This window comes from Allobosea sp. 01N443 (assembly GCF_056399325.1).
In genome coordinates this window covers 17,566-39,741 of sequence record NZ_JBFTRC010000041.1, presented here as the reverse complement: position 1 = coordinate 39,741, position 22,176 = coordinate 17,566, and the positions used below count along the sequence as shown (strand labels likewise).

The following is a 22,176-nucleotide window of genomic DNA, read 5'->3' as shown; positions in this document are numbered from 1 at the left end:
CCCGGCGGCAGGAGATCTAGGCAACAATCTGGGCGAGATTGCTGCGACGAGGCGGCGAACGCTACGGAATGAGGACCGTCGAGCCCGTCGTGCCGCGGCTCTCCAGCGTGCGATGTGCCTCGGCTGCATCCTTCATCGGGAAGGTCGCGTTCACCGGTATCGTGACCTTGCCCGAGGTGACGGCGCCGAACAGGTTCTTCGCCATCTCGACCATCGTTTCGCGCTTTGCGGTGTGGGAGTTCAGTGTCGGACGGGTGACGTAGAGCGAGCCCTTTGCAGCCAGGATGCCGAGATTGAACGCTTCGACCGCGCCCGACGCATTGCCGAAGCTCGCAAGCACGCCAAAGGGCTTGAGCGAGTCGAGCGAGGCCATGAACGTGTCCTTGCCGACGCCGTCATAGACCACGTCGCAGAGCTTTCCGCCGGTGATGTCCTTGACCCGCGCCGCGACATTCTCGTCACGGTAGAGAATGACCTCGTCGGCACCATGCGCCTTGGCGAGCTCGGCCTTGTCCCTGGAGCCTGCGGTGCCGATCACGGTCGCGCCGAGCGCCTTGCCCCACTGGCACAGAATCAGGCCGGTGCCGCCAGCGGCAGCATGCACAAGGATCGTGTCGCCCGGCTTCACCTTGTAGGTCCGGTGCAGCAGATATTCGGCGGTCAGGCCCTTCAGCATCATGCTGGCCGCAGCCTCAAAGGAGATCGCAGCCGGCAGAGCCACCGTCGATGCCGCCGCCACGATGCGCTCCTCGGCATAGGCTCCGAGCGTCGCAACGCAGGCGACGCGGTCGCCCGGCTTGAACTCGGTGACATCGGGGCCGACGGCAAGGACGTCACCGGCCGACTCGTTGCCCAGCACGAAGGGCAGCTTGGGGGCCGCGTAAAGGCCCGATCGAAAATAGGTATCGATGAAGTTGAGGYCGATCGCGCGGTTCCTCACCAGCAGCTCGCCTGGCCCGGGCGCCGGCAACGCAACGTCCTCGTATTTCAGAACCTCGGGTCCGCCGGTCTGGTGAACGCGTATCGCCTTGACCATTGACATTGCTCCATCACGTGAAGGCCGGACCATAGGGACTTGCATCGCATCAACGCAACGGCCGGACTGCTGGGCGGGTCGGCGCCCAACGCCGGGTCGGCAGATGATGGTGCGGGATCGGGGCGCGGCATGAACGCTTCCGTCCTTCGTCAGGGCCCATTTCACGCAGTCTCTGTGCGGGGCTGCGACGCAGCGCGGACTGGCCAGACGCCTTCGGGTCGGCTAGCCAAATGCCATGACTTCGCGTGCTACGCTCCCGCATTCTGATCAGGCCGAGATCGCCATCATTGGCGCCGGCGCCGTTGGGCTGGCCGCCGCGCTCGCTTGTGCGGCAGATGGCTGGCAGGTCACCGTATTCGGCCGCCCGGTCGCCCCGCGAGACGGTCGCACCGTGGCGCTGCTCGACGGCTCCTGGCGGATGCTCGCCGAGCTCGGCCTGCTCCCGGCCCTCGACGGCAAGGCTGCTCCGCTCGCGGTGATGCGCCTTGTCGATGACACCGGCAGCCTGTTCCGGCAGCCACCGGTCGAGTTCTACGCGTCCGAACTCGGGCTCGACGCTTTCGGCTGGAATGTCGAGAATGCCGATCTCGTTGCGGCGCTGGCCGAGCATGTCCAGGCCAACCCGAACATCCGGAGCGTGCCCCATATGGTTTCGGCGATCGAAGCCCAAGATGATGCGGTCAGGATCTCCGGAGCCGAGTTCGAGCCCTTCTGCGCCCGGCTGGTGATCGGCGCCGATGGTCGCCAATCCCGCGTGCGGGACGCTGCCGGTATCACCACCAGGGACTGGCGCTATCCGCAGATCGCCTTGACGGCGATCCTCGGCCATCGCCGCGACCATCGCGAGACCTCGACGGAATTCCACACGCGCAGCGGCCCCTGCACGCTAGTTCCCCTGCCCGGCCACCGCTCTTCGCTGGTCTGGATGCTCGAGCCGAGAGAGGCCGAGCGGATCGCCGCGCTGGACGATGCCACGTTCGCCCGCAGCGTCGAGAGGCAGACGCATTCCCTGCTCGGGGCCATGACCGTCGAGGGGGCGCGTGGGCGCGTTCCCATGGGCGGCCTCTCGGTAACACGTTTCGGGGCGAACCGGATGGCATTGATCGGGGAAGCGGCCCATGTCTTCCCGCCGATCGGCGCTCAGGGGCTCAATCTCGGTTTGCGCGACGTCGCAGCCCTGCGTCGCGTCCTGCATGACGCCGAAGACCCGGGCAGCGACGCGGTGATTGCCGCCTATGATTCGGCGCGGCAGACGGATGTACGGCTGCGTACCGGTGCGGTCGATGCGCTGAACCGGACCTTGCTGACCGACCTGCTCCCCGCCGACCTAATGCGTGGCGCCGGCCTGCTCGCGCTCTCGCAGATCGGGCCGTTGCGCCGGATCGTCATGCGCCAGGGCCTGGCTGGCGGCATGGCCAACTGAGCGGCCCGCGATCAGTCGCCCCTGTCGGGTTCTGTCTGCAGCAACTCCTGATCACCACCGCTCGACGGCACGCGCAGCAGTGCGGGCGCGTGCTCCCGGAAAACCGGGGCCAGTGGCAAGGGGGTCGAGACAAGGCGCCTGCCTCCCGGCTCCTCCGCCTGGTTGTCGAGCTGGCCGCGCGCAGTCAGGTGCGGGTCGGCCAGCGCCTCCTCGAGGCTGCGCACGACCGTGCAGCAGCAATCGCGCGGCTCGAGATAGCTCCGCCAGTACGACGCCGGTTCCGATGCGATGATGGAGGCGATCGCGGAGCGCGTCGCCTCCGGATTCATCCGATCATCGCTCAAGCCGGGATCGAGCGAGATCGCCTCGCAAAAGACCTCCCAGAATTTCTGCTCCAGGGCTCCAACCGCGAGAAACCAGCCATCGCCGGTGGCATAGAGCCCGTAGCGCGGGCTTCCCCCGGTCAGGAGCCCCTCGCCGCCTTCCGGCCAGTTTCCCGTCACCTGCCCTTGGGCAAGGCTGTACCAGGTGAAGGTCGGCATAGCGTCGCTCATCGCGATGTCGAGATGGCAGCCTCGACCGGTGCGCTCGCGCTGGCGCAGCGCCAGCAGAATGTTGAGCGCCGCCGGCATCGCCCCGCCTGCGATATCGGCAACGAGCGTCGGCGGCAGCGGCGGAGGCTCGCCACGCTTCAGCGATTGCCCGAGCAGCCCGCCGATCGCCTGGTAATTGATATCGTGCCCGGCATCCTGGGAGCGCGGCCCGGTCTGGCCATAGCCGCTGATCGAGCAATAGATCAGCCGGGGATTGATCATGTGGAGGGCTTCGAAACCGAGACCGAGCCGCTCCATCACGCCAGGGCGGAACTGTTCGATCAGGATGTCGGCGCGCTCGACCAGAGGGCGCAGCAATTCGGCGGAATCGGAGGATTTCAGGTCGATCTCGATGCTCTTCTTGCCGCGGTTGAGCGCAGCGAATGGAGCCGAGGTCTCGCCGAAGCGCGGTGGGAAGCGGCGGAGGTCCTCACCRCCCGGCCGCTCGATCCGGATGATCTCGGCACCCGCCTCGGCCAGAAACAGGCTCGCGAGCGGGCCCGGCAGCAAAGTCGAGAAATCCAGAACCAGAAGGTCGTCGAGCGGCAGCATCGCGATCCCGGGGATTGGACGGGCGCAGGGCAGCCGTCAGGGAAACAGGTCTGCCGCCATCCTGCCCGTCTTCACCAGCCACAGGAAGCCCGTCAGCGTCACCATCGAGACGATGGTGCCGACGAGGATGCAGGCCGAGGCGCGCTCGACGCCGACCTTGTACTGCGTCGAGATCACGAAGATGTTCAGGGCCGGCGGCAGCGCCGCCATGATCACCGCCGCATAGACCCAGGGGTCGGCGAAATTTCCGAGCGCCGAGAGCAGCACCCAGACCAGCAGCGGGTGGAGGACGAGCTTGACCGMGACCAGGGCCGGCACTTCCGCGGGCATCGACCTCATCGGCCGCAGCGCCACCGTGACGCCGAGCAGGAACAGCGCGCAGGGAGCCGCCGCCTGCGACAGCCAGAGCGTCATCTTGTCGAGCGCAGTCGGCAATTCGAGCTTGGTGTAGCTCGCGATCACGCCGGCCAGGGTCGCGAGATTGAAGGGGTGCGTCACCACCTTCCAGAGCACCTCGCCGGCTGTCGCGAGAAAGCCCTTCTTCTCGACGCCGGCCAGGGCCATCAGGAAGGGCACCAGCGAGAACAGCAGAATATTGTCGAAGACAAAGATCAGCGCCACCGGCGCGCTCGCGACCGGCCCGAGCGCGGCCAGGATCAACGGTGGGCCCATATAGCCGATATTCGAGTAGGAGCCGGCGACCGCCTGCATCACCGCCTGGGGCATATGCCCGTGCGTGGATTTCAAGCCGATGAGGAAGGAGAGCGAGAAGACGCAGAAGGTGGCGAGCGTCGTGGCGCCGACAAAGCCCCAGTTCGAGAGCTCGCTCAGCGGCTTGTCGGCAATCAGGCGGTAGAACAGCGCCGGGAGGGCGATGTAGATCAGGAAGTACTGCATCCACGCCAGCCCCTCTTCCGGGAGCCGCTTGTAGCGCCCGACAGCGAAGCCAAGGACGATCAGGCCGAAGAACGGCGCGACCAGATTGAACAGGCTGGCAAGTTCGGCCATACGCGCTGGAACCTCGGGCGGGTGCACCTCCCGGGTAACAGGCAGGCGCATCGCGGCGGTGTAGCGGGTCGAGGGCCAACGGCAAAGCCGCGCAGCGCATCGCTCGCAGCCCGGCAATGCAACAGGCATGAATGCCTAGGAATATTGTCTGACGCGCGCGCTGGAATTTCATCCTAGGCTATCATTCTCAGTTCGACGCCCGGCGCGCTGCGAAAGCCCAATGGACGGGCGCTGCATGGTCCGGCACATTCGCTGCAACGCACCATGGAGCCCACCATGCCAACCAAGACGCCGCGCCAGTTCTTCCGCCCGCTCGCCATCGGCGCGCCGGAGCCCTTGCGGGAGCTGCCGCTGAAACTGGAGCGCATGATCCATTTCGTGCCGCCACATCTTGAAAAGATCCGCGCCAAGGTCGGGGAACTCGCCGGTCAGGTCGATATCGTGCTCGGCAATCTCGAGGATGCGATCCCGGTCGACGCCAAGACGGCTGCGCGCGACGGATTCATCATGATGGCCAAGTCCGTCGATTTCGGCGCGACCGGCCTATGGACGCGGGTCAACGCCCTGAACTCGCCCTGGTTTCTCGATGATATCAGCACGATCATGTCCGAGGTCGGCGGCAAGCTCGATGTCGTAATGGTGCCAAAGGTCGAGGGGCCCTGGGACATCCATTATGTCGATCAGCTGCTCGCCCAGTTCGAAGCGCGGCATCAGCTCCGCAAGCCGATCCTGATCCATGCCATTCTTGAAACAGCCGAAGGCGTGAAGAATGTCGAGGCCATCGCCACGGCCTCCCCCCGCATGCACGGCATGAGCCTTGGCCCAGCCGATCTGGCCGCTTCGCGCGCCATGAAGACGACGCGCGTCGGCGGCGGGCACCCCGAGTACAAGGTGATCGCCGACCCCTCCCCCGAAGGCGGCGCTCGCGCCGTCGCTCAGCAGGATCTCTGGCATTATACGCTGGCGAAGATGGTCGACGCCTGCGCGTCGGCCGGGTTGAAGCCCTTTTACGGCCCTTTCGGCGACTTCTCGGATGCAGCCGCCTGCGAAGCCCAGTTCCGCAACGCCTTCCTGCTCGGTTGCGCCGGCGCCTGGACCTTGCATCCCTCGCAGATCGAGATCGCCAAGCGCGTCTTCAGCCCGGATCCCGGAGAGGTCGCGTTCGCCCGACGCATCCTGGAAGCCATGCCCGACGGCTCGGGCGCGGTCATGATCGACGGCAAGATGCAGGACGACGCCACCTGGAAACAGGCCAAGGTCATCGTCGATCTGGCCCACCAGGTTGCCGCTCGCGATCCGGCTCTCGCCGAGCGCTATGGATTGCCGCCGAACTAGCGACTTTCAGCCGTTGATCTTGACCTATTTGCGACGCAATCCTACCGCATGCGCGAGATGGCGACGTTAGCCGGCAGTATGAGAGCCTGCCGGCTTGAGGACGGATCAAGGCGAGACATGGAAGCGCGTTCAGCGAAATTCCGGATCGGGCAGGTGGTGAAACACCGTGTCTATCCGTTCCGAGGGGTGATTTTCGACGTCGACCCCACCTTCTCCAATACGGAGGAATGGTGGCTGGCGATCCCGGAGAACCTGCGCCCGTCGAAGGACCAACCATTCTACCATCTCTTCGGGCCGGCCCCGAGGGGCCGGCCTTTTCTGTTTGTGCGAACGGCAACCCGATCAGGGCTTGGGAGCAGCCGGAGCGCCGGGAGCGGGAGCCGCGCCGGGAGCCGCCGGAGCGCCCGGAGCCGCATTGGCTCCGCCGCCGCCAAGACGCTGGCGCAGCTCTTCCTGGCGCTTGGACAATTCGTCCTGCAGTTGCTTCTGCTGTTCTTCCAGCACCTTCGGGTCGATCGGGGCGCCATCGAAGCCCTTGCCGAAATCGGCAAGCGGAATCGAGAAGGTCACCTCGCGGCCGGTCTGATTCTGCACGCTGATATTGAGCGTATTGCCCTTCTTCATCGCGTTGATGACATCGTCCTTCACCTGCGCCTCGGCGAAGCAGCCGTTCGGGAAGCAGATGGCGTAACGGCCGGGCACCGGCTGCGCCGCGTCTACGCCGAAGCGGACACCAGGCTGCAGCATCAGGCCGAGCGGCATCAGGAAGCGCACAATCCGGGTCGCGTCGCCCTTGACGTCATAGACGGCAACCGCAAGCACCGGCTGGCCCTGATCCGAGACGAAATCGCGCGTCGTGTAGCAGATTTCCTTGTTGGCGGCCTGATCCTTGCCGCAAACCTTGGTCYAGCTGGTCTGAGACGGCTCCGGCTTGACCTGAACGACGGTGGGACCACCCTGCTGAGCTTGTCCGGCCGGCGGCTGCGCGGGCTGCTGCTGAGCCGGTGGCTGGGCCGGGCGCTGGGCGGGACGCTGCTGCTGAGCGAAGGCGGCGACCGGGCTGAGGCCGATCACGGCGCTCATGGCCAGGCCGAACGCTCGGGCGGACAGGCGCTGAGACGGGCTGAACGAAGCGGTCATATGGTTTTCCTTACCAGGCGAATCTCGAAACACGACTTCGCAAGCCGCGCGCATCATTGTCGACGGGCTCAATCGCTTACGCGCGCCAGCCCCTGGAAGGCCGTGCACATCGGTTGCGATTGCGGCGTTTGAATGACACCTCGCGCTGCGTTTAGCGAGTTCTGCTGCAGGTTTCCAGTCTGAACAGCTTACGTGACGGCCGGCAAGCCGTGTTATTCTTGCCGCTGGGAATCAGGTCAGGCAATGGGTTCATATCTTGCGCCGGCTGCAGCGATTGGCGTTGCGGTACGGCATATCTTCGCAATTCTTGCCGCCGTTCTGGCGGCGGGCGCGGTTGCGCGCGCCGAATCGCCATCGGTCGATCATGCCATCGCCATGCATGGCGAGCCCGCCCTGGCGAAGGGCTTTGCGCATTTGCCCTATGCCGATCCGGCCGCTCCCAAGGGGGGGCGAATCATTTTTGGCCTGCAGGGCACCTTCGACAGCCTGAATCCGCTCGTGGTGCTCGGCGTCGCCCCGGACGCCGTGCCCCGCTATGTGCAGCAGAGCTTGCTCTTCCGCTCGGCTGACGAGCCCTTCACGTCCTATGGCCTGCTGGCGAGCAAGATCGAGCTCAATGACGACCGCACGCGGCTCGCCTTCGAGATCGATCCGCGGGCCACCTTTTCGGATGGCCAGCCAGTCACTGCCGAAGATGTGCGCTTCACCTTCGACATGCTGAGGACCAAGGGCAAGCCGTTCCACCGCTCCAGTCTCGGGCGCGTGACCAAGGTCGCAGTGCCCACGCTGCGCCGGATCGAGTTCGAGCTCGGCGACGGCTCCAATCGCGAATTGCCGCTGGTGATCGGCGCCATGCCGATCTTCGCCAAGCACGCGACCAATGCGGAAACCTTCGCAGAGACCAGCTTCAAGCCCGCTCTCGGCTCCGGTCCCTATCTCGTGAGTGACGTGAAGCCGGGCGAGGCACTGACCTTGAAGCGCCGCAGCGGCTTCTGGGCCGAGGATCATCCGCTGACCCGCGGTCTCTTCAATGCCGACGAGATCCGCTACGATTTCTATCGAGACGCCAATACGCTCTTCGAAGCGTTCAAGGCCGGCCTCTACGATATCCGTCTCGAAGGGGACCCGACACGCTGGATGACGGGCTATGATGTTCCCGCCGTGCGCGATGGCCGCATCGTCCGGGAGGCGCTGCGCTTCGAGGCGCCGAAGGGCATGACGGGCTTCGTCTTCAACACGCGCCGCACGGTCTTCGCCGATGTCAGGGTGCGCGAGGCGCTCGGCATCCTGTTCGACTTCGAATGGGCCAACCGCAATCTGTTCCATGGCGTCTATCGACGGGCCGGCAGCTTCTTCGCGGATTCGGAGCTCTCCGCGCTCGGAGTGGCGGCGGATGCGCGCGAGAAGGCACTGCTCGCAGGCTTCCCCGGGGCCGTCCGGGAGGACGTTCTCGCGGGAACCTGGATGCCCTCGGCGACCGACGGTTCCGGCCGTGACCGCGATCAGGCGCGCAAGGCGCTCGATCTGCTGCAGAGCGCTGGTTACGCACTTCAGGACGGCGTGCTGCGCCAGAGCAAGAACGGCGAGGCGCTGAGCTTCGAGATCACCGTCACCAGCCGGCCGCAGGAGCGGCTTGCGCTGAACTATGCGAAGTCGCTGACCAGGCTCGGCATCGCCGTCACGGTCAGGTTGATCGACGACGTGCAGTATTGGCGCCGCCTTTCCACCTTCGATTTCGACATGATCCAGTGGACATGGCCGGCCTCGGCCTCTCCCGGCAACGAGCAGGTCGGGCGCTGGGATTCGAGCAATGCCGAGCGCAAGGGCTCGTTGAACTATGCAGGCGTGAAATCGCCGGCCGTCGACGCGGTATTGAAAACGCTGCTCTCCGCCCGCGAACGCGCCGATTTCGTTGCCTCGGTGCGCACGCTCGACCGGCTGCTGATCTCCGGGTTCTATGTCGTGCCGCTCTATTATTTGCCCGAGACCTGGCTCGCTCGTTCACGCGATGTCGTGCTGCCGGCCCGCAGGCCGGCCTATTTCCTGTCCACCGARGTTCTGGCCCGCGTCCCGGCGCCGCCCGCTCCGGCGAACTGAAGGATCGTCGATGCGGGCTGACTACGACGACGCTGCTGCCCTGCTAGACGGCCTCGATCTCGATACTTTGCTGAAGGCCCTGGTGCGCAGCCGCGGCTACGAGGCGGCGCTGCGCGATCCCCCCGGACGCCGCAGCTGGAGCGACGAGCAGCCGCGCTCCCTCAGTTTCGTGGACCTGGACGACCGGGTTTCGCGCCTCGCCGGGCTTCTGAGCACCAATCATGCCCAGCCCGGCGCGAGCGTCGCGATCCTTGCACCGCTGGGGCCCGAGGCACTGGTTTCCATTCTGGCCGCCTTGCGCTCCGGCCTCTCGCCGCTGATGTTGCCGCTGCACGCCAATGAGCTGGATCTGCTCCGGTTGATCGAGGCATCGGGGGCGGTGATGGCCCTCGGCGCCGGCCGCATCGGGCACGTTCGCCCATTGCTGATGCTGCGGACACTTGCCATGCGTGCCTTCGGAACGCGCTTCGTCGGCGGTTTCGGCCGTGACATTCCCGACGGCGTCGCTCCGCTCGATACCCTGATTGCGAATGGCGTGCGCCACCCCCTGCCGGAATCGACGGAACGCCCGGCCCTCCAGGTCGTCGACAGCAGGAGCTTTGCGGGACCGCAGGCCATCTCGGAACGCGCATTGCTGAGCAAGGCGCTGGAGATTTCGCGCCTGCTGAAACCGCTGGCCTCGTCACGGATCATCACCACGCTGGTCGGCGGGGACCTCGCCGCGCTCGCCTCCGGGCCCGGTATGGCGATCCTGACAGGTGTCGAGCTGCTGCCGCTTGGCCTGTTCAGCCTCGGCGACCTGCATGCCTGCCTCGAAGGAGGCAGAAAGGCACATCTGGTGCTTCCCGGCGCCATGGAGCCAGCCTTGGCACGTTCGAAACTGGCGAGCCACCCTGCCCTCGCCAGCCTGGTCTTCGTGCAACGGCCAGGCGAGACGCGCGCCTATCCGGCCATCGATCGCCCCGACCTCGCGATTGTCGATGTCGATGTACGCTCGGCGACCGAGGTCGATGTCAGCAGGCGTTAGGTCCCCGGACCCGGTATCGCATCGGGCCCGATGATCGAACCCTCTTTCCGGCCGATGCCTTAGCCCGCCGCGACCTCGTGCTCGCGGCCGAGCAGGCGGGCGAGCTGCTTCAGCCGCCCGGTGACCCGTTCGCTCGACAGCGCCTTGAGGTCTGCCGGGAAGCGCAGCACGAGCCGGCGGTCGACGCAGGTCAGCGAAATGCGGGTCAGGATATCGGGCATGCCCGCCGAAAGCAGATAGGCCACGCGGAACGTCGCCGCGAGCAGCAGCGCGCGTTCGAGCTGCCGGGGTGTCAGGAGGCGCCGCAGCTCGGATGCCACCGGCGTGTCGCTCTTGGCGCCGGCATAGCGATGGAACACGGCGAGCGCCAGGAAGGCGCGGCCGGGGTGATCCACGCCGTTGAAGGCGGCATGGGCAATGACATTGAGGCTCTGCTCGCCGCGATAGTCCGGATGGGCGCGCCAGCCGATATCCGAGAGCAGGCAGGCGACGTCCTGCAAGCGGCGGCTTGCCGCATCCTCATGCATGCCAGCGCTGGCGAAGAGCTTTGCGACCCAGGCAATCAGGTCGATCGCATGCCGCGGGTCGCGGGCCCTGAGCTGGTTGTAGTCCTGTGCCCCCTGAAGCAGCGGATCGATCCTGCGCTCCTCGTCGGGGAGCTGTTCGTGCAACAGTCCCTCGCGGACACCGTTGGCCGAAATCACAACAGACCTGGGACGGCCGCGCTTGATCAACTGGTCGAGCACCAGTGCGCCATAGGCCAGGAGCGGCCGGCGCGCCGAGGACACTGCTTCGATCGATTCCAGCACGGCGCTGTCGGCCCGCTCGACCAGCTTGGCGAATTCCGTCACGTCCCGCGCCGGCACGGTGTAGGCGTGCATCACGCTCAGCGGATAGACCGACTGGCGCTGATGCAACGTTGCGAGCGCACGCCAGGTGCCACCGACGGCGTAGAAATCGCGTCCGCGCATCGCGGCGAGCTGCGGCAGGTTGTCGAGTGCCTCGCGGACGATCTTCTCGGCGAGCTTGACCGAGCCTTTCGAGCGGTCGAGCAGCGCCAGCACGCCAATCGGCAGGCTGGCCCCCTCGCCCACCCGGTCGTTGTCGACGGCGGCAAGCTCAAGCGAGCCGCCGCCAAGGTCGCCGACGACGCCACGCGGTGCGTCAAAGCCCGAGATCACGCCGAGAGCCGACAAATAGGCTTCACGCCCCCCGGAGATCAGCTCGATCGGCTGGCCGATCGCCCGCTCGGCAAGCGCAATGAACGCAGGTCCATTGGCGGCGTCGCGTGCCGCAGCCGTCGCGATGACCCGGATATCGCGGACATGCATCGCCTCGCAGAGAATGCGGAAGCGCACGAGCGCGCCAAGCGCCTTCTCGATGGCGTCATCGGCAAGCCGCCCGGTTGTCGCGACCTGACGGCCGAGGCCGGCCATCTCCTTCTCGTTGAAGACCTGCGCCGGCGAACGCGACAGCATCTCGTAGACGACGAGACGCACCGAGTTCGAGCCGATATCGACGATGGCGAGCGTCTCGCCGAGGCTCAGCCGCCCCGGGATCAACGCCGGGTCAAGCCTTTCTGCCGGTCCGGCGCGCAAGGCTGCGGGGGCTTGAATTGGAGAGCGATTTTCCACGTCCGGACAAACTCGGATTGGTCATGAAATATTTGTGGGCGTTGAACGACTCGTCGCTCGGCGGCGGGACAATGCGTCTTGAGCCACCATCGGGCAAGATGGTCCAGCTTTGCTCGTTGTCGAGGAAATTCGCCAGCATGATCTGCTCCAGCAATTGCTGGTGCACCGTCGGATTCTGGATCGGGGTTAATGCCTCGACGCGCCGATCGAGATTCCGCGGCATCAGATCGGCCGAGGAAATATAGAGCTTGGCCTTGGCCGAGGGCAGGCCGAAGCCGGCGCCGAAGGCATAGATCCGGGTGTGCTCGAGGAAGCGTCCGACAATCGACTTGACCCGGATGTTCTCCGACAGCCCCGGAATTCCGGGTCTCAGGCAGCAGATGCCGCGCACGACGAAGTCGATCTCCACACCGGCCTGGCTCGCATCATAGAGCGCGTCGATGATCTCGGGGTCGACCAGCGAGTTGCACTTGCCCCAGATCGCACCCTTGCGGCCTGCCTTCACATGGGCAATCTCCTCGGCGATGTCGGACAGCAGGCGCTGTTTCAGCCCCACCGGTGAGACGGACATCTGCTCCAGCTCGGCCGGCTCCGCATAGCCGGTGATGAAGTTGAAGACGCGCGCGACGTCCTGCCCCATCACCGGATCGGCGGTGAAGAAGGAGACGTCGGTGTAGATGCGCGCCGTGATCGGGTGATAATTGCCGGTCGCGATATGGCAGTAGCTGACGAGTTGGCCGGCCTCGCGCCGCACCACCATCGAGAGCTTGGCGTGGGTCTTCAGCTCGATGAAGCCATAGACGACCTGCACGCCCGCGCGCTCCAGATCCTTGGCCCAGCGAATATTCGCCTCCTCGTCGAAGCGCGCCTTGAGCTCGACCAGGGCCGTCACCGACTTGCCCGCCTCGGCAGCCTCGGCCAGCGCCCTGACGATCGGCGAGTTCGATGAGGTGCGGTAGAGCGTCTGCTTGATGGCGACGACGTTGGGGTCATGCGCCGCCTGCTGCAGGAACTGCACGACGACGTCGAAGCTTTCATAGGGGTGGTGGACGAGCAGGTCCTTCTGGCGGATCGCGGCGAAGCAATCGCCGCCATGCTCGCGAATGCGCTCGGGGAAGCGGGCGTTGTACGGCTTGAACTTGAGGTCCGGCCGGTCGACGCCGACCAGCTGCGAGAGCTCGTTCAGCCCGATCATACCATCGACCTGGACGATCTCGTCGGGATCGACCTTCAGTTCGCGCACGATCAGCCGGTGCAGATGCGGCGGCATGCCGTCGCTGACCTCGAGACGGATGACGACGCCACGGCGGCGCTGCTTCAGCATCGTCTCGAAGACGCGGACCAGATCCTCGGCCTCCTCCTCGATATCGAGGTCGGAGTCGCGAATGACGCGAAACGAGCCGGTTCCCTTGACGTCGTAGCCAGGGAAGAGCTTGCCGATGAAGAGCGAGACGGTGTCTTCCAGCGTGATGAAGCGGTGCACGCCGTCGCGTGCCAGATYGGGCAGCTCGATGAAGCGGTCGATCTTCCCGGGAACCCGGATCAGCGCGTCGAGCTGCCGGCCATCGCTGATCCGCTCCAGCGCCAGCGCCAGCGTGAAGCCAAGGTTGGGGATGAAGGGAAAGGGATGCGCCGGGTCGATCGCCAATGGCGTCAGCACGGGGAAGACGAGATGGAGGAAGTGGTCCTCGAGCCAGGTGCGGTGCTGCGCACCGATGTCCTTCGGCCCCAGCAGCACGATCCGATTATCGTCCAGCTCGCGCTTGAGTTCGACCCAGCGCGCCTGCTGGTCGGCGGTAAGATCGGCCGTCGCCTTGGCGATTTCGATCAGCTGCTCGGCCGGGGTCAATCCATCCTGGCTGGGCGTGACGACACCCGCCTTGAGCTGCTCGCGCAGGCCCGAGACGCGGACCATGAAGAACTCGTCGAGATTATTGGCAGAGATCGAGAGGAAGCGGAGCTGCTCCAGCAGAGGATGGTTGCGGTTCGACGCCTCCTCCATCACCCGACGGTTGAACTGCAGCCAGGACAGCTCGCGATTGACGAAGCGGGCCGGCGAATGGCGCAGACCGATGGGACCGACCTGAGGCGCGATGTCCGCGGCCTTCACGTTTGTCGGTTCGATATTCATGAGTTTCGCCCTCGTCTCGAACGCAAGCCGGGCCGAGATCGCCCGCCTGTCAAACTTGAAGCCATCCTAGCGTGACGCTTCGATGACGGGCGAGTGCTATTCCTGCGTTGCCTCGAACCAATTGCCTTCCCACGTGGTTTCCTTGCCATGCTGCGGCGAGTGGCCTACTTGCGCGGCGCCGGCTCGTCCTGTTTGGTGCCGCTGGACATGCGGCCCGTGCCGCACCGAAGCGGCGAATCCGCGCGAACCCCACAGAGAGCATTCTTGAGCGACAGCACTGCCCCTCATGATGATGGCGACATCGTCTACCCATCCGCCGTTCCCTTCGTGCTGGCGCATCTCGCCTGTTTCGGGGCGCTCTGGAGCGGTGTGACCTGGACCTCGGTCTGGCTCGCGATCGGGCTGTACTGGTTGCGGATGTTCGCGATCACCGGTGGCTATCACCGCTATTTCTCACATCGCTCCTACAAGACCAGCCGCTTCGGGCAGTTCCTGCTCGCGCTGCTGGCCCAATCGACGGCGCAGAAGAGCGTGCTCTGGTGGGCCTCCAAGCACCGTCACCATCATCGCTATGCCGATACCGAGCATGACGTGCATTCGCCGGTCATGACATCCTTCGCCTATTCGCATGTCGGCTGGATCTTCAGCCGCGATCACAGCACCTTCGACGATTCAACGATTCAGGACCTGACGAAGTTCCCCGAATTGCGCCTTTTGCACCGTTTCGAGCTGGCGCCCGCGATCCTGCTTGCCGGCCTCTGCTTCGCGATCGGCGGCTGGGCCGGCCTGATCGTTGGCTTCTTCTGGTCGACGGTTGCGGTCTATCACGCGACATTCTGCATCAACTCGCTCGCGCATGTGCATGGCGACAAGGACTATGTGACCGGCGACGAGAGCCGCAACAACTGGTGGCTGGCGATCATCACCATGGGCGAAGGCTGGCACAACAACCACCACGCCTATCAGTACAGCGTGCGTCAGGGCTTCCGCTGGTGGCAGTGGGACCCGACCTATTACGTGATCCTCGGTCTCTCGAAGATCGGCGCGGTCTGGGACCTGAAGGCGCCGCCGCAGGCCGTCGTCGATCGTTCGCAGGCCCTGCCGCCGCGCGTCATCGAACGCTCTGCCGAGCGGCTTGCGGCTTCGGTGCCGCTGGACCGCGTCGTCAGCGCCTTCCGGGAAGCCTATGCGGCGAGCCCTGCCCTGTCGGAGCTGCATCTGCCGACGATGACGCTCGCCGATTTGCGCGAAGCGCTCGCCGAACTGCAGCAACGTGCGGGTGACCGGCTGGCCGAAATGCAGCAGCAGGCCCAGGACGCCGTTGCGCAATGGCATCTGCCGGTCCTGCCGAGCCGCGAGGAGCTCAGCGAGAAGGCGGCCGCGATGTTCGTGCGGACGCCCTCGCTCGACGCGATCGCAGCCCGTGCGCATGAACTTCTGATCGAGGCCATGCATGCACGCCTCGTTGGGCCGTCGGCCAAGTCGGCTTCGGAAGGCGCGGCCTGAACGTTCGATTCAGGACGCGTCCGCAGCCCGGACATAGACGAACGCCTCGGTCCCGGATCTGAGCCACACCGCAATCCGGCGCTAATCCGAGACCTCGTAGGAATCGGCCGCGGCGAGCTCCGCGGCTGTGATGTTGAAGACGGTTCCGGCCACTTCGTCGGCAGGATTGCCGGACCGGGTCACGATCGGATGATGCGTCTCGCGGCTGGTGGCGATCACCTCCGGATCGGTGATCTCGACCATTGTGCGGGCGAAGCCGACAAGGGCGTCGTCACGGCCTTCGAGCTCTCGGCCGAATGTGGCGAGCTGGACGTTCCTCTGGCGCAATGTGCCGTAGGAAAACAGCCGGATCTCACGTCCGTCGGCCATACCGCTCTCCTTCCAACCTGCCTGGCTGCGCTGCCTGTTCAGTTCGCATCATCCGGAAAGAGGTCCGCCAGGACCTCGCCGGCCAGGGCGCGCGTGACGCGCCGCCCGCGTTCCAGCGAAAGCCTGTCGAGCGCGTCGACCAGTGCACGCGCCGCGGCAAACGAGCGCTCCATCCGCAGCGTCAGCGCTTCGATGATGCCGGCATCGACGATGAGCTGCCGGTCGATGAAGAGCTTGACCAGCAGCGCCCGCAGCAGCGCATCGTCCGGCGGCGCGATCGTCGCATGGGGCGCCAGCCGCAGGCGCGACAACAGGTCGGGAATACGTACGCCCCATTGATCGGGAGCTGCGCGTGCGGTCAGCAGCAGCGAGCCGCGCTTCGCCTTGATCGCGTTCAAGAGGTGGAACAGGGCGGCTTCGTCGCGAGGCCCTCTGTCGCAATCCTCGACGACGAGCGCCCCTCCGGAGATCAGGTGCGGCACGTTCTCCTCGGTCACCTCGGAGACGGGCATGACCCAGGCATGGGCCGCCTTGGCCCAGATCGCCGCGAGATGGGTCTTTCCCGCCCCTTCCGGGCCAACCAGGCGCAGCCAGGCCTCGGGCCAGTGCGGCCAGGCCTCGATCATCCCATAGGCGGCTTCGTTGGACGGGCCGATCAGGAAATCCTCGACGCCGTGGCGGCTGTCGACGGGCAGGTCGAAGGCGAGCTGACGCGGGCGGCTTGTATGGTCAGACATCGGCTCCGAGACGCTTGCGGGCTTCGGCGGACTTCGAAACATCGCCGCCATGATAGATGTTGCTCGCCAGATACTGCCGAAGCGCGAAACGGCTCAAGACCCCGATGACTGCCGCCAAGGGAACCGCAAGCAGGAGCCCGACGAAGCCGAAGAGAGAGCCGAAGGCAAGCAGCGCGAACATCAGCCAGACCGGATGCACGCCGATCGAGTCGCCGACGAGCTTCGGCTGCAGGATGTTGCCTTCGATGAACTGACCGGCGGCAAAGACGCCGAGCGTCACCAACGGCCAAGTCCACTCCGGCCAGAACTGCACGATCGCGACGCCGACCGACAGCACGAGGCCCGTCAGCGAGCCGACATAGGGGATGAAGGAGAGGAAGCCGCTGATGATGCCGATGAGCGCGCCGAAGTTGACGCCGACGATGCTCAATCCGACGGCATAGAAGGTCCCGAGCAGGATGCAGAGCAGCGCCTGGCCGCGCAGGAAGCCGGCGATCGCCTTATCCATCTCGCTCAGCAGGCCGCGGATGGTGTCGCGATGGTCGAGCGGCAACCAGCTGTCGACGGTCGCGCACATGCGGTCCCAGTCGACCAGCAGATAGAAGGCGATGACGGGGGTCAGAACCAGCAGCGAGAACACGCCGATGATCGCGGTCCCCCCGGACCAGAGCGATTGCAGGACACTGCCGACCCATTTGGTTGCTTCGCCGACGAGATTTCCGAGTGAATTCTGGGCATCCTGGGCAAGCTTGCCACCACCCAGCTTCTCGAGGAGCGGCGCCCCCCGCTCCAGGATCAGCGTTTGCAGCTTGGCAGCGACCTCGGGCATCCGCGCAACGAAGCCGGCGAGCTGCTGGCCGAGCAAGGGCATGAGCAGCACGAGCGACAGCACGAAGATCAGAAGGAAGACGATCAGGATGACAATCGTCGCGGCCAGACGGCTCATTCCGAGCCGCTCGAGCCGATCCGCAAGGGGGTCGAGCAGATAGGCCAGCGCCAGCGCCGCGATGAATGGCAGCAGCACGTCGCGCAGCAAGACCAGGCACAGCACGAAGACTGCGAGCGAGATCAGCCAGAAACCGATTTGGCGTTGCAACGACATGAACAGGCAGTCCCCGGCGGATTCCGCGATGCGAGATCATCGACCGCGTCCACGAAGATGGGTGAACACGAAGCAAGTTCCAAGCCGCAGCACTGAAACGGACGCAATCGCGCCCGCTCGCCGCAGGTCAGGCCGCCATATGGCGCAGCCAGAACGCGAGATAGGCCGCCATTGATCCCAGCGTCAATACGGCGACCAGGAGCTGGCCGACATCGATCGCCGGCCCGGGATCGACCCCGAAGGCCTTGCTCCCGAGCATCAGCGCGGCGAAAATGAGCTGTGCGGCCGTGTTGAGCTTGCTGACCACGAAAGGAGCGATCTCGACGGGTTTTTCCATCACCCAGGACAGGATCACGGCGGAGACGATCATCAGGTCGCGCGAGACCACCAGGACGACCAGCCAGACCGGGATAGCCCCGACCAGCGCAAGCGTGATGTAGATCGAGACGATCAACGCCTTGTCCGCGACGGGGTCGAGATAGGCGCCGAGCTCGCTGGTCATGCCGAAGCGCTTGGCGATGAATCCATCGACCGCGTCCGAGACGCCGGCCGCCACGAAGAGGATGAAGGCCGTCTCCCAGCGTCCATTGGTGATCATCACCACGACGAGCGGCACCAGAAACAGCCGGCCGATGGTGATGAGGTTGGGAAGGGTCATGCTCTTCCGGATTCGCAGCGCTGTCCTGTGCGACGCTAGAGCCCGAAACGGTGCACCGGCAAGGCCGAATCCGTCATAGCGGCTTGCAAGGCGCGGCTGGCTTGCCTATCGCTCGCGCGAACGGAATGGAAGCCGAGGACCATGAGCAAGCCAGGAGCGAACGGACTGACCTATGCGCAGGCGGGCGTCGACATCGATGCCGGCAACGCGATGGTCGATGCCATCAAGCCGCTGGTGCGTGCCACGCGCCGCCCCGGTGCCGATGCGGAGATCGGAGGCTTCGGCGGCCTCTTCGATCTGAAGGCTGCGGGCTTCAATGACCCGATCCTGGTCGCCGCCAATGACGGCGTCGGCACGAAGGTCAAGATCGCGATCGAAAGCGGGCGGCATTCGACGATCGGCATCGACCTCGTCGCGATGTGCGTCAACGACCTGATCGTGCAGGGCGCCGAGCCGCTGCTTTTCCTCGACTATTACGCTACCGGCAAGCTCGATCCGCAGGTCGGCGTCGAGATCGTGCGCGGCATCGCCGATGGCTGCCGGCAAGCCGGCTGCGCGCTGATCGGCGGCGAAACTGCCGAGATGCCCGGCATGTATGCCGAGAAGGATTATGACCTCGCGGGCTTCGCGGTCGGCGCCGCCGAGCGCGGGGCACTGCTGCCGCGTGCGGATCTCGTGCCCGGCGACGTGGTCTTCGGCCTGCCCTCCTCCGGCGTCCATTCCAACGGCTACTCGCTGGTCCGGCGCATTGTCGCTCTGTCGGGACAGAGCTGGGAGGCTCCCGCCCCCTTCGCACCTGAGACCAGCCTCGCCGAAGCGCTGCTCGTGCCGACACGCATCTATGTAAAGCCGCTGCTGGCCGCGCTGAAGGCGACGGCGGGCATCAAGGCGCTTGCCCACATCACCGGGGGCGGCTTCCCCGACAATATTCCGCGCGTGCTGCCCGAAGGGCTCGGCGTTGCGCTCGATCTTGCGGCCATTCCGGTTCCGCCGGTCTTCGGCTGGCTTGCCAAGGTCGGCGGTGTTGCCGAGCGCGAGATGCTTCGCACCTTCAATTGCGGCATCGGCATGATCGTCACCGCTGAAGCCGGCAAGGCCGGTGAGGTCGAGGCCGCCCTGAGGGACGCCGGCGAAGCGCCGGTGCGGCTTGGCGAAATCGTCCCGGTCGCGGCCGGCGAAGAGCCGGTGAGCTATCGCGGGACGCTCAGCCTGTGATTCAGCCGGCGCGTCGTCGCACCGCGATCCTGATCTCGGGGCGCGGTTCCAACATGGCCGCGCTGATCGAGGCGGCGCAGGCCGGCGACTATCCGGCCGAGATCGCTCTCGTGCTCTCGAACGTGCCCGAGGCCGGTGGCCTGGCCCGGGCTGCGGCTGCCGGGGTGCCCGTCGCAACCGTCGATCACCGCTCCTTCGGTCGGGATCGTGAGGCTTTCGAGCGCGCCATGGACGATGTCCTGCGCGTCAATCAGATCGAGCTCATCGCGCTCGCCGGCTTCATGCGCATCCTGACGCCCTGGTTCGTCAGGCGCTGGGAAGGACGGCTGCTCAATATCCACCCCTCGCTGCTTCCCCTGTTCAAGGGCACGCATACTCATCGCCAGGCTCTCGAAGCCGGGGTCAGGGAGCATGGCTGCAGCGTGCATTTCGTCGTGCCGGAGCTCGATGCCGGGCCGGTGATCGCACAGACCCGGGTTCCCGTGCTCGCCGGCGACGATGAGGATGCCCTGGCGCACCGCGTGCTCGGCGTCGAACACGCGCTCTATCAGCGGGCGCTGGCGGAGGTTGCCTCCGGCAGGGCCACGCTGGCGGGGGGCGAGGTCGTGCGCGGCTGATCGATCGGGCAGGATCGGGCCTGTGCCGCCTGTTCCTCTTCCTTCTCCCAGCGACGGAACAGATCGGCCCGTCTTGCCGGATAGCGCTCTTCGCGCGGGACGAGATCGGTGATGCGGTCCGTGCGAAAATGCCGGAAGGCCTGCCGCAGCTCGCACCAGGCGATGACGATCCGCACCCGCTCGTAGAATGTCATGCCGATCGGCCAGATCATCCGGTCGGTCTCCTGACCGGCCTCGTCGCGATACCGGATCGCGAGCTTGCGGCCCTGGCGGATCGCAGCCCTGATGCCGGCGGCATCGATCTGATCGACCGGCTGGTCGCAGCGATAGGCCGGCGCGAACAGGGCGCCATCGAGCAGGATCGGTCGTAGATGCGGCGGCAGGACGGCTGCGACCTTGCTGACGACGTCTTCCGCCGCGCGTGCCAGCACCGGGTCGGCACGCTCACCAAGCCAGCGCATGCCGACGAGAACCGCCTCGATCTCGTCCGGCGAGAGCATCAGCGGCGGCAGATCGAAGCCAGCGTCAAGCACATAGCCGATGCCGGCCTCGCCGCGCACCGGCACGCCCTGGCGCATCAATGCGCCGATATCGCGGTAGATCGTCCGCACCGAGACATCGAGTTCGGCGGCGAGGGTATCGGCCGTCACCGGCCTGCGACGTCGGCGCAGGCCCTGGATCAGATCGAGCAGACGTTCGGCACGTTGCATGACGAGGAATTCCCAAGCATCAGGTTGGGCAGGAGAATGCTCTAGCTCTGCTGACAAGAGTTGTCAGCAGTCTGTCAGCAGAAAACCAACGCCTTGCCTCTGCCAATGGGAGGATTTCGCATGATCACGCTACAGGTCTTCGGACCCGGGTTCGGCCTGCCGGACCCGAGCCCTTTCTGCATGAAGGCGGACATCCTCCTGCAGATGTCCGGCCTCCCGCATGAGCGCAAGATCGGCAATATGAGGCGGGCGCCCAAGGGCAAGCTGCCGCTGATCATCGACGCTGGCGAGATCGTCGCCGACAGCACCTTCATCAGACTGCATCTGGAGCGGAAATACGGCATCGACTTCGACAAGGGCCTGACGCCGGAACAGCGCGGCATCGCCTGGGCCGTCGAGAAGATGCTGGAGGATCATCTCTACTGGTTCGTGGTCAGCGAGCGCTGGGCCAATGACAGCAATTTCAACCGGGGGCCGCTTCAGTTCTTCAGAGTCGTGCCGGCGCCGTTGCGACCGCTGGTTGCCGCGATGGTCAAACGCCAGGTGCAGCGCACGCTCAAGGGCCAGGGCACCGGGCGCCACAGCCCGGTTGAACAGGCGGAACTCGCCCGGCATGCGCTGGGAGCCGCCGCCGCGATTCTGGGCGAGCGGCCCTATCTGATGGGCAGCGAGCCTTGCGGCGCGGACGCCACGCTTGGCGCCTTCCTGGCCTCGGGGCTGTGCACGCTCTTCGAGTCGCCGATACGCGGCCTGATCGAAAGCCACCCCAATCTCGTCGCCTATGCGGCGCGGATCGGGGCGCGCTATTTCGCCGACCGGAAGCTGATCAGCTCGGCCGCCTGAGCTTGCAGCGATCGATGAAATCGTAGCCCTTGGCGCGGGCGCTGTCGTTGAAATAGCCGGTTTCGCGGAAGGCCTGGATCTCGTCCTTGGTCATCGCGTTGACGGTGCCCTTGGCATAGCAGCTGCAAGGCGTGTGGACGGCTTCACGCGTCGTGCCGATCAGCTGCGACTGGGTGACCAGGCAGGCATCGAAGGCCCGAAGCTGGATCATGTAGGGCGTCAGGTTCTTGGCGGTCGGATCGGGCGGCGGCAAGGCGCTCGTGCCGCTCGCGGCCTGGGCCGAAACCGCAGCCATCATCAGGAACCCACCGGCCAGAACGACCGCACCTATCCGCCGCATCTTCATGATTCCGCAGTTCCTTCGAGACATGCCCATGCCGGGGCAAGCATCATCCATGCCTCGCCCGCGCGCGGCGGAATGGTCACAGCCCTCCGTAAAGGTC

At 65.7% G+C, this 22,176-nt stretch carries 20 protein-coding genes and 1 pseudogene; 9 read left to right on the top strand and 12 right to left on the bottom strand.

The window, feature by feature from the left end:
• Window positions 1-61: 61 nt before the first annotated feature.
• Window positions 62-1,036, bottom strand: coding sequence for a quinone oxidoreductase family protein (locus tag AC1DRP_RS13165; protein WP_476768669.1), 975 nt, complete (start codon window positions 1,034-1,036; stop codon window positions 62-64).
• A gap of 235 nt (window positions 1,037-1,271) precedes the next feature.
• On the opposite strand from AC1DRP_RS13165, the gene AC1DRP_RS13160 reads away from it, so the two are divergent.
• Entirely contained in the window at window positions 1,272-2,459 is a 1,188-nt protein-coding gene (locus AC1DRP_RS13160; protein WP_441507654.1) for a UbiH/UbiF family hydroxylase, read from the top strand.
• An 11-nt stretch (window positions 2,460-2,470) separates the two neighbouring features.
• Here AC1DRP_RS13160 and AC1DRP_RS13155 read toward each other — a convergent pair whose 3' ends face one another.
• Window positions 2,471-3,604 carry a CaiB/BaiF CoA transferase family protein gene (locus AC1DRP_RS13155; protein WP_441507653.1) on the bottom strand — a complete coding sequence of 378 codons (1,134 nt, stop codon included), beginning with the start codon at window positions 3,602-3,604 and terminating at the stop codon, window positions 2,471-2,473.
• A gap of 36 nt (window positions 3,605-3,640) precedes the next feature.
• Window positions 3,641-4,612, bottom strand: a complete 972-nt coding sequence (locus AC1DRP_RS13150) for an AEC family transporter (protein WP_476768668.1) — start codon at window positions 4,610-4,612, stop codon at window positions 3,641-3,643.
• A 276-nt stretch (window positions 4,613-4,888) separates the two neighbouring features.
• Between AC1DRP_RS13150 and AC1DRP_RS13145 the strand changes: the two genes are divergently transcribed.
• Both AC1DRP_RS13145 and hspQ read left to right on the top strand, forming a co-directional pair.
• The gene (locus tag AC1DRP_RS13145) at window positions 4,889-5,947 is read left to right on the top strand and encodes an HpcH/HpaI aldolase/citrate lyase family protein (RefSeq protein ID WP_441507652.1); all 1,059 of its coding nucleotides are present in this window, start codon (window positions 4,889-4,891) and stop codon (window positions 5,945-5,947) included.
• 117 nt (window positions 5,948-6,064) lie between these two features.
• Window positions 6,065-6,235, top strand: a pseudogene (hspQ, locus tag AC1DRP_RS13140) (heat shock protein HspQ); the annotation flags it as partial.
• 54 nt (window positions 6,236-6,289) lie between these two features.
• Here the strand turns inward: hspQ and AC1DRP_RS13135 are convergent.
• On the bottom strand, window positions 6,290-7,087 hold the full coding sequence (locus AC1DRP_RS13135; protein WP_476768667.1) for an invasion associated locus B family protein: 798 nt from the start codon (window positions 7,085-7,087) through the stop codon (window positions 6,290-6,292).
• Window positions 7,088-7,330: 243 nt separating this feature from the next.
• On the opposite strand from AC1DRP_RS13135, the gene AC1DRP_RS13130 reads away from it, so the two are divergent.
• Window positions 7,331-9,184, top strand: a complete 1,854-nt coding sequence (locus AC1DRP_RS13130) for an extracellular solute-binding protein (RefSeq protein ID WP_441507651.1) — start codon at window positions 7,331-7,333, stop codon at window positions 9,182-9,184.
• A 10-nt stretch (window positions 9,185-9,194) separates the two neighbouring features.
• Complete coding sequence (locus AC1DRP_RS13125; RefSeq protein ID WP_441507650.1) at window positions 9,195-10,211, top strand: AMP-binding protein; 1,017 nt, start codon at window positions 9,195-9,197, stop codon at window positions 10,209-10,211.
• 59 nt (window positions 10,212-10,270) lie between these two features.
• Here AC1DRP_RS13125 and ppx read toward each other — a convergent pair whose 3' ends face one another.
• A complete protein-coding gene (gene ppx, locus AC1DRP_RS13120) occupies window positions 10,271-11,773 on the bottom strand; it encodes an exopolyphosphatase (RefSeq protein ID WP_441491714.1) in 1,503 nt (500 codons plus the stop codon).
• 7 nt (window positions 11,774-11,780) lie between these two features.
• Complete coding sequence (locus AC1DRP_RS13115; protein WP_476768666.1) at window positions 11,781-13,976, bottom strand: RNA degradosome polyphosphate kinase; 2,196 nt, start codon at window positions 13,974-13,976, stop codon at window positions 11,781-11,783.
• 264 nt (window positions 13,977-14,240) lie between these two features.
• On the opposite strand from AC1DRP_RS13115, the gene AC1DRP_RS13110 reads away from it, so the two are divergent.
• Window positions 14,241-15,482 (top strand): acyl-CoA desaturase, encoded by a 1,242-nt coding sequence (locus AC1DRP_RS13110; protein WP_441507648.1) that lies wholly within the window; start codon window positions 14,241-14,243, stop codon window positions 15,480-15,482.
• Window positions 15,483-15,563: 81 nt separating this feature from the next.
• On the opposite strand, the gene AC1DRP_RS13105 is transcribed toward AC1DRP_RS13110, so the two are convergent.
• The 4 genes from AC1DRP_RS13105 to AC1DRP_RS13090 form a co-directional block, all read right to left on the bottom strand.
• Window positions 15,564-15,851, bottom strand: coding sequence for a gamma-glutamylcyclotransferase family protein (locus tag AC1DRP_RS13105; protein ID WP_476768665.1), 288 nt, complete (start codon window positions 15,849-15,851; stop codon window positions 15,564-15,566).
• A 38-nt stretch (window positions 15,852-15,889) separates the two neighbouring features.
• Window positions 15,890-16,588 (bottom strand): P-loop NTPase family protein, encoded by a 699-nt coding sequence (locus AC1DRP_RS13100; protein WP_476768664.1) that lies wholly within the window; start codon window positions 16,586-16,588, stop codon window positions 15,890-15,892.
• Window positions 16,581-17,690: an AI-2E family transporter gene (locus AC1DRP_RS13095; protein ID WP_441491719.1), complete on the bottom strand. Its 1,110-nt coding sequence runs from the start codon at window positions 17,688-17,690 to the stop codon at window positions 16,581-16,583. The genes AC1DRP_RS13100 and AC1DRP_RS13095 overlap by 8 nt, the downstream gene beginning before the upstream one ends.
• A gap of 127 nt (window positions 17,691-17,817) precedes the next feature.
• The gene (locus tag AC1DRP_RS13090; protein ID WP_441507644.1) at window positions 17,818-18,348 is read right to left on the bottom strand and encodes a CDP-alcohol phosphatidyltransferase family protein; all 531 of its coding nucleotides are present in this window, start codon (window positions 18,346-18,348) and stop codon (window positions 17,818-17,820) included.
• Between the two features lie 141 nt (window positions 18,349-18,489).
• Between AC1DRP_RS13090 and purM the strand changes: the two genes are divergently transcribed.
• Both purM and purN read left to right on the top strand, forming a co-directional pair.
• Window positions 18,490-19,563 carry a phosphoribosylformylglycinamidine cyclo-ligase gene (purM, locus tag AC1DRP_RS13085; protein WP_441507643.1) on the top strand — a complete coding sequence of 358 codons (1,074 nt, stop codon included), beginning with the start codon at window positions 18,490-18,492 and terminating at the stop codon, window positions 19,561-19,563.
• A gap of 53 nt (window positions 19,564-19,616) precedes the next feature.
• Window positions 19,617-20,180 carry a phosphoribosylglycinamide formyltransferase gene (purN, locus tag AC1DRP_RS13080; protein WP_441507672.1) on the top strand — a complete coding sequence of 188 codons (564 nt, stop codon included), beginning with the start codon at window positions 19,617-19,619 and terminating at the stop codon, window positions 20,178-20,180.
• Here purN and AC1DRP_RS13075 read toward each other — a convergent pair.
• Window positions 20,111-20,890: a helix-turn-helix transcriptional regulator gene (locus tag AC1DRP_RS13075; RefSeq protein ID WP_441507642.1), complete on the bottom strand. Its 780-nt coding sequence runs from the start codon at window positions 20,888-20,890 to the stop codon at window positions 20,111-20,113. The two genes, purN and AC1DRP_RS13075, sit on opposite strands and share 70 nt — an antisense overlap.
• A gap of 120 nt (window positions 20,891-21,010) precedes the next feature.
• Here AC1DRP_RS13075 and AC1DRP_RS13070 point away from each other — a divergent pair, with 120 nt between their 5' ends.
• A complete protein-coding gene (locus tag AC1DRP_RS13070; protein WP_441507641.1) occupies window positions 21,011-21,733 on the top strand; it encodes a glutathione S-transferase family protein in 723 nt (240 codons plus the stop codon).
• On the opposite strand, the gene AC1DRP_RS13065 is transcribed toward AC1DRP_RS13070, so the two are convergent.
• Entirely contained in the window at window positions 21,717-22,079 is a 363-nt protein-coding gene (locus AC1DRP_RS13065) for a hypothetical protein (protein ID WP_441507640.1), read from the bottom strand. The genes AC1DRP_RS13070 and AC1DRP_RS13065 overlap by 17 nt on opposite strands.
• Window positions 22,080-22,176: the final 97 nt, after the last annotated feature.

Bases quoted from the DNA above. Each gene is read 5' to 3' on its own strand.
- AC1DRP_RS13100 (WP_476768664.1), bottom strand. From the start codon at position 16,588: ATGTCTGACCATACAAGCCGCCCGCGTCAGCTCGCCTTCGACCTGCCC.
- AC1DRP_RS13160 (WP_441507654.1), top strand. From the start codon at position 1,272: ATGACTTCGCGTGCTACGCTCCCGCATTCTGATCAGGCCGAGATCGCC.
- purM (WP_441507643.1), top strand. From the start codon at position 18,490: ATGAGCAAGCCAGGAGCGAACGGACTGACCTATGCGCAGGCGGGCGTC.
- AC1DRP_RS13145 (WP_441507652.1), top strand. From the start codon at position 4,889: ATGCCAACCAAGACGCCGCGCCAGTTCTTCCGCCCGCTCGCCATCGGC.
- AC1DRP_RS13075 (WP_441507642.1), bottom strand. From the start codon at position 20,890: ATGCAACGTGCCGAACGTCTGCTCGATCTGATCCAGGGCCTGCGCCGA.
- AC1DRP_RS13095 (WP_441491719.1), bottom strand. From the start codon at position 17,690: ATGTCGTTGCAACGCCAAATCGGTTTCTGGCTGATCTCGCTCGCAGTC.
- purN (WP_441507672.1), top strand. From the start codon at position 19,617: ATGGCCGCGCTGATCGAGGCGGCGCAGGCCGGCGACTATCCGGCCGAG.
- AC1DRP_RS13065 (WP_441507640.1), bottom strand. From the start codon at position 22,079: ATGAAGATGCGGCGGATAGGTGCGGTCGTTCTGGCCGGTGGGTTCCTG.
- AC1DRP_RS13090 (WP_441507644.1), bottom strand. From the start codon at position 18,348: ATGACCCTTCCCAACCTCATCACCATCGGCCGGCTGTTTCTGGTGCCG.
- AC1DRP_RS13070 (WP_441507641.1), top strand. From the start codon at position 21,011: ATGATCACGCTACAGGTCTTCGGACCCGGGTTCGGCCTGCCGGACCCG.
- AC1DRP_RS13125 (WP_441507650.1), top strand. From the start codon at position 9,195: ATGCGGGCTGACTACGACGACGCTGCTGCCCTGCTAGACGGCCTCGAT.
- AC1DRP_RS13105 (WP_476768665.1), bottom strand. From the start codon at position 15,851: ATGGCCGACGGACGTGAGATCCGGCTGTTTTCCTACGGCACATTGCGC.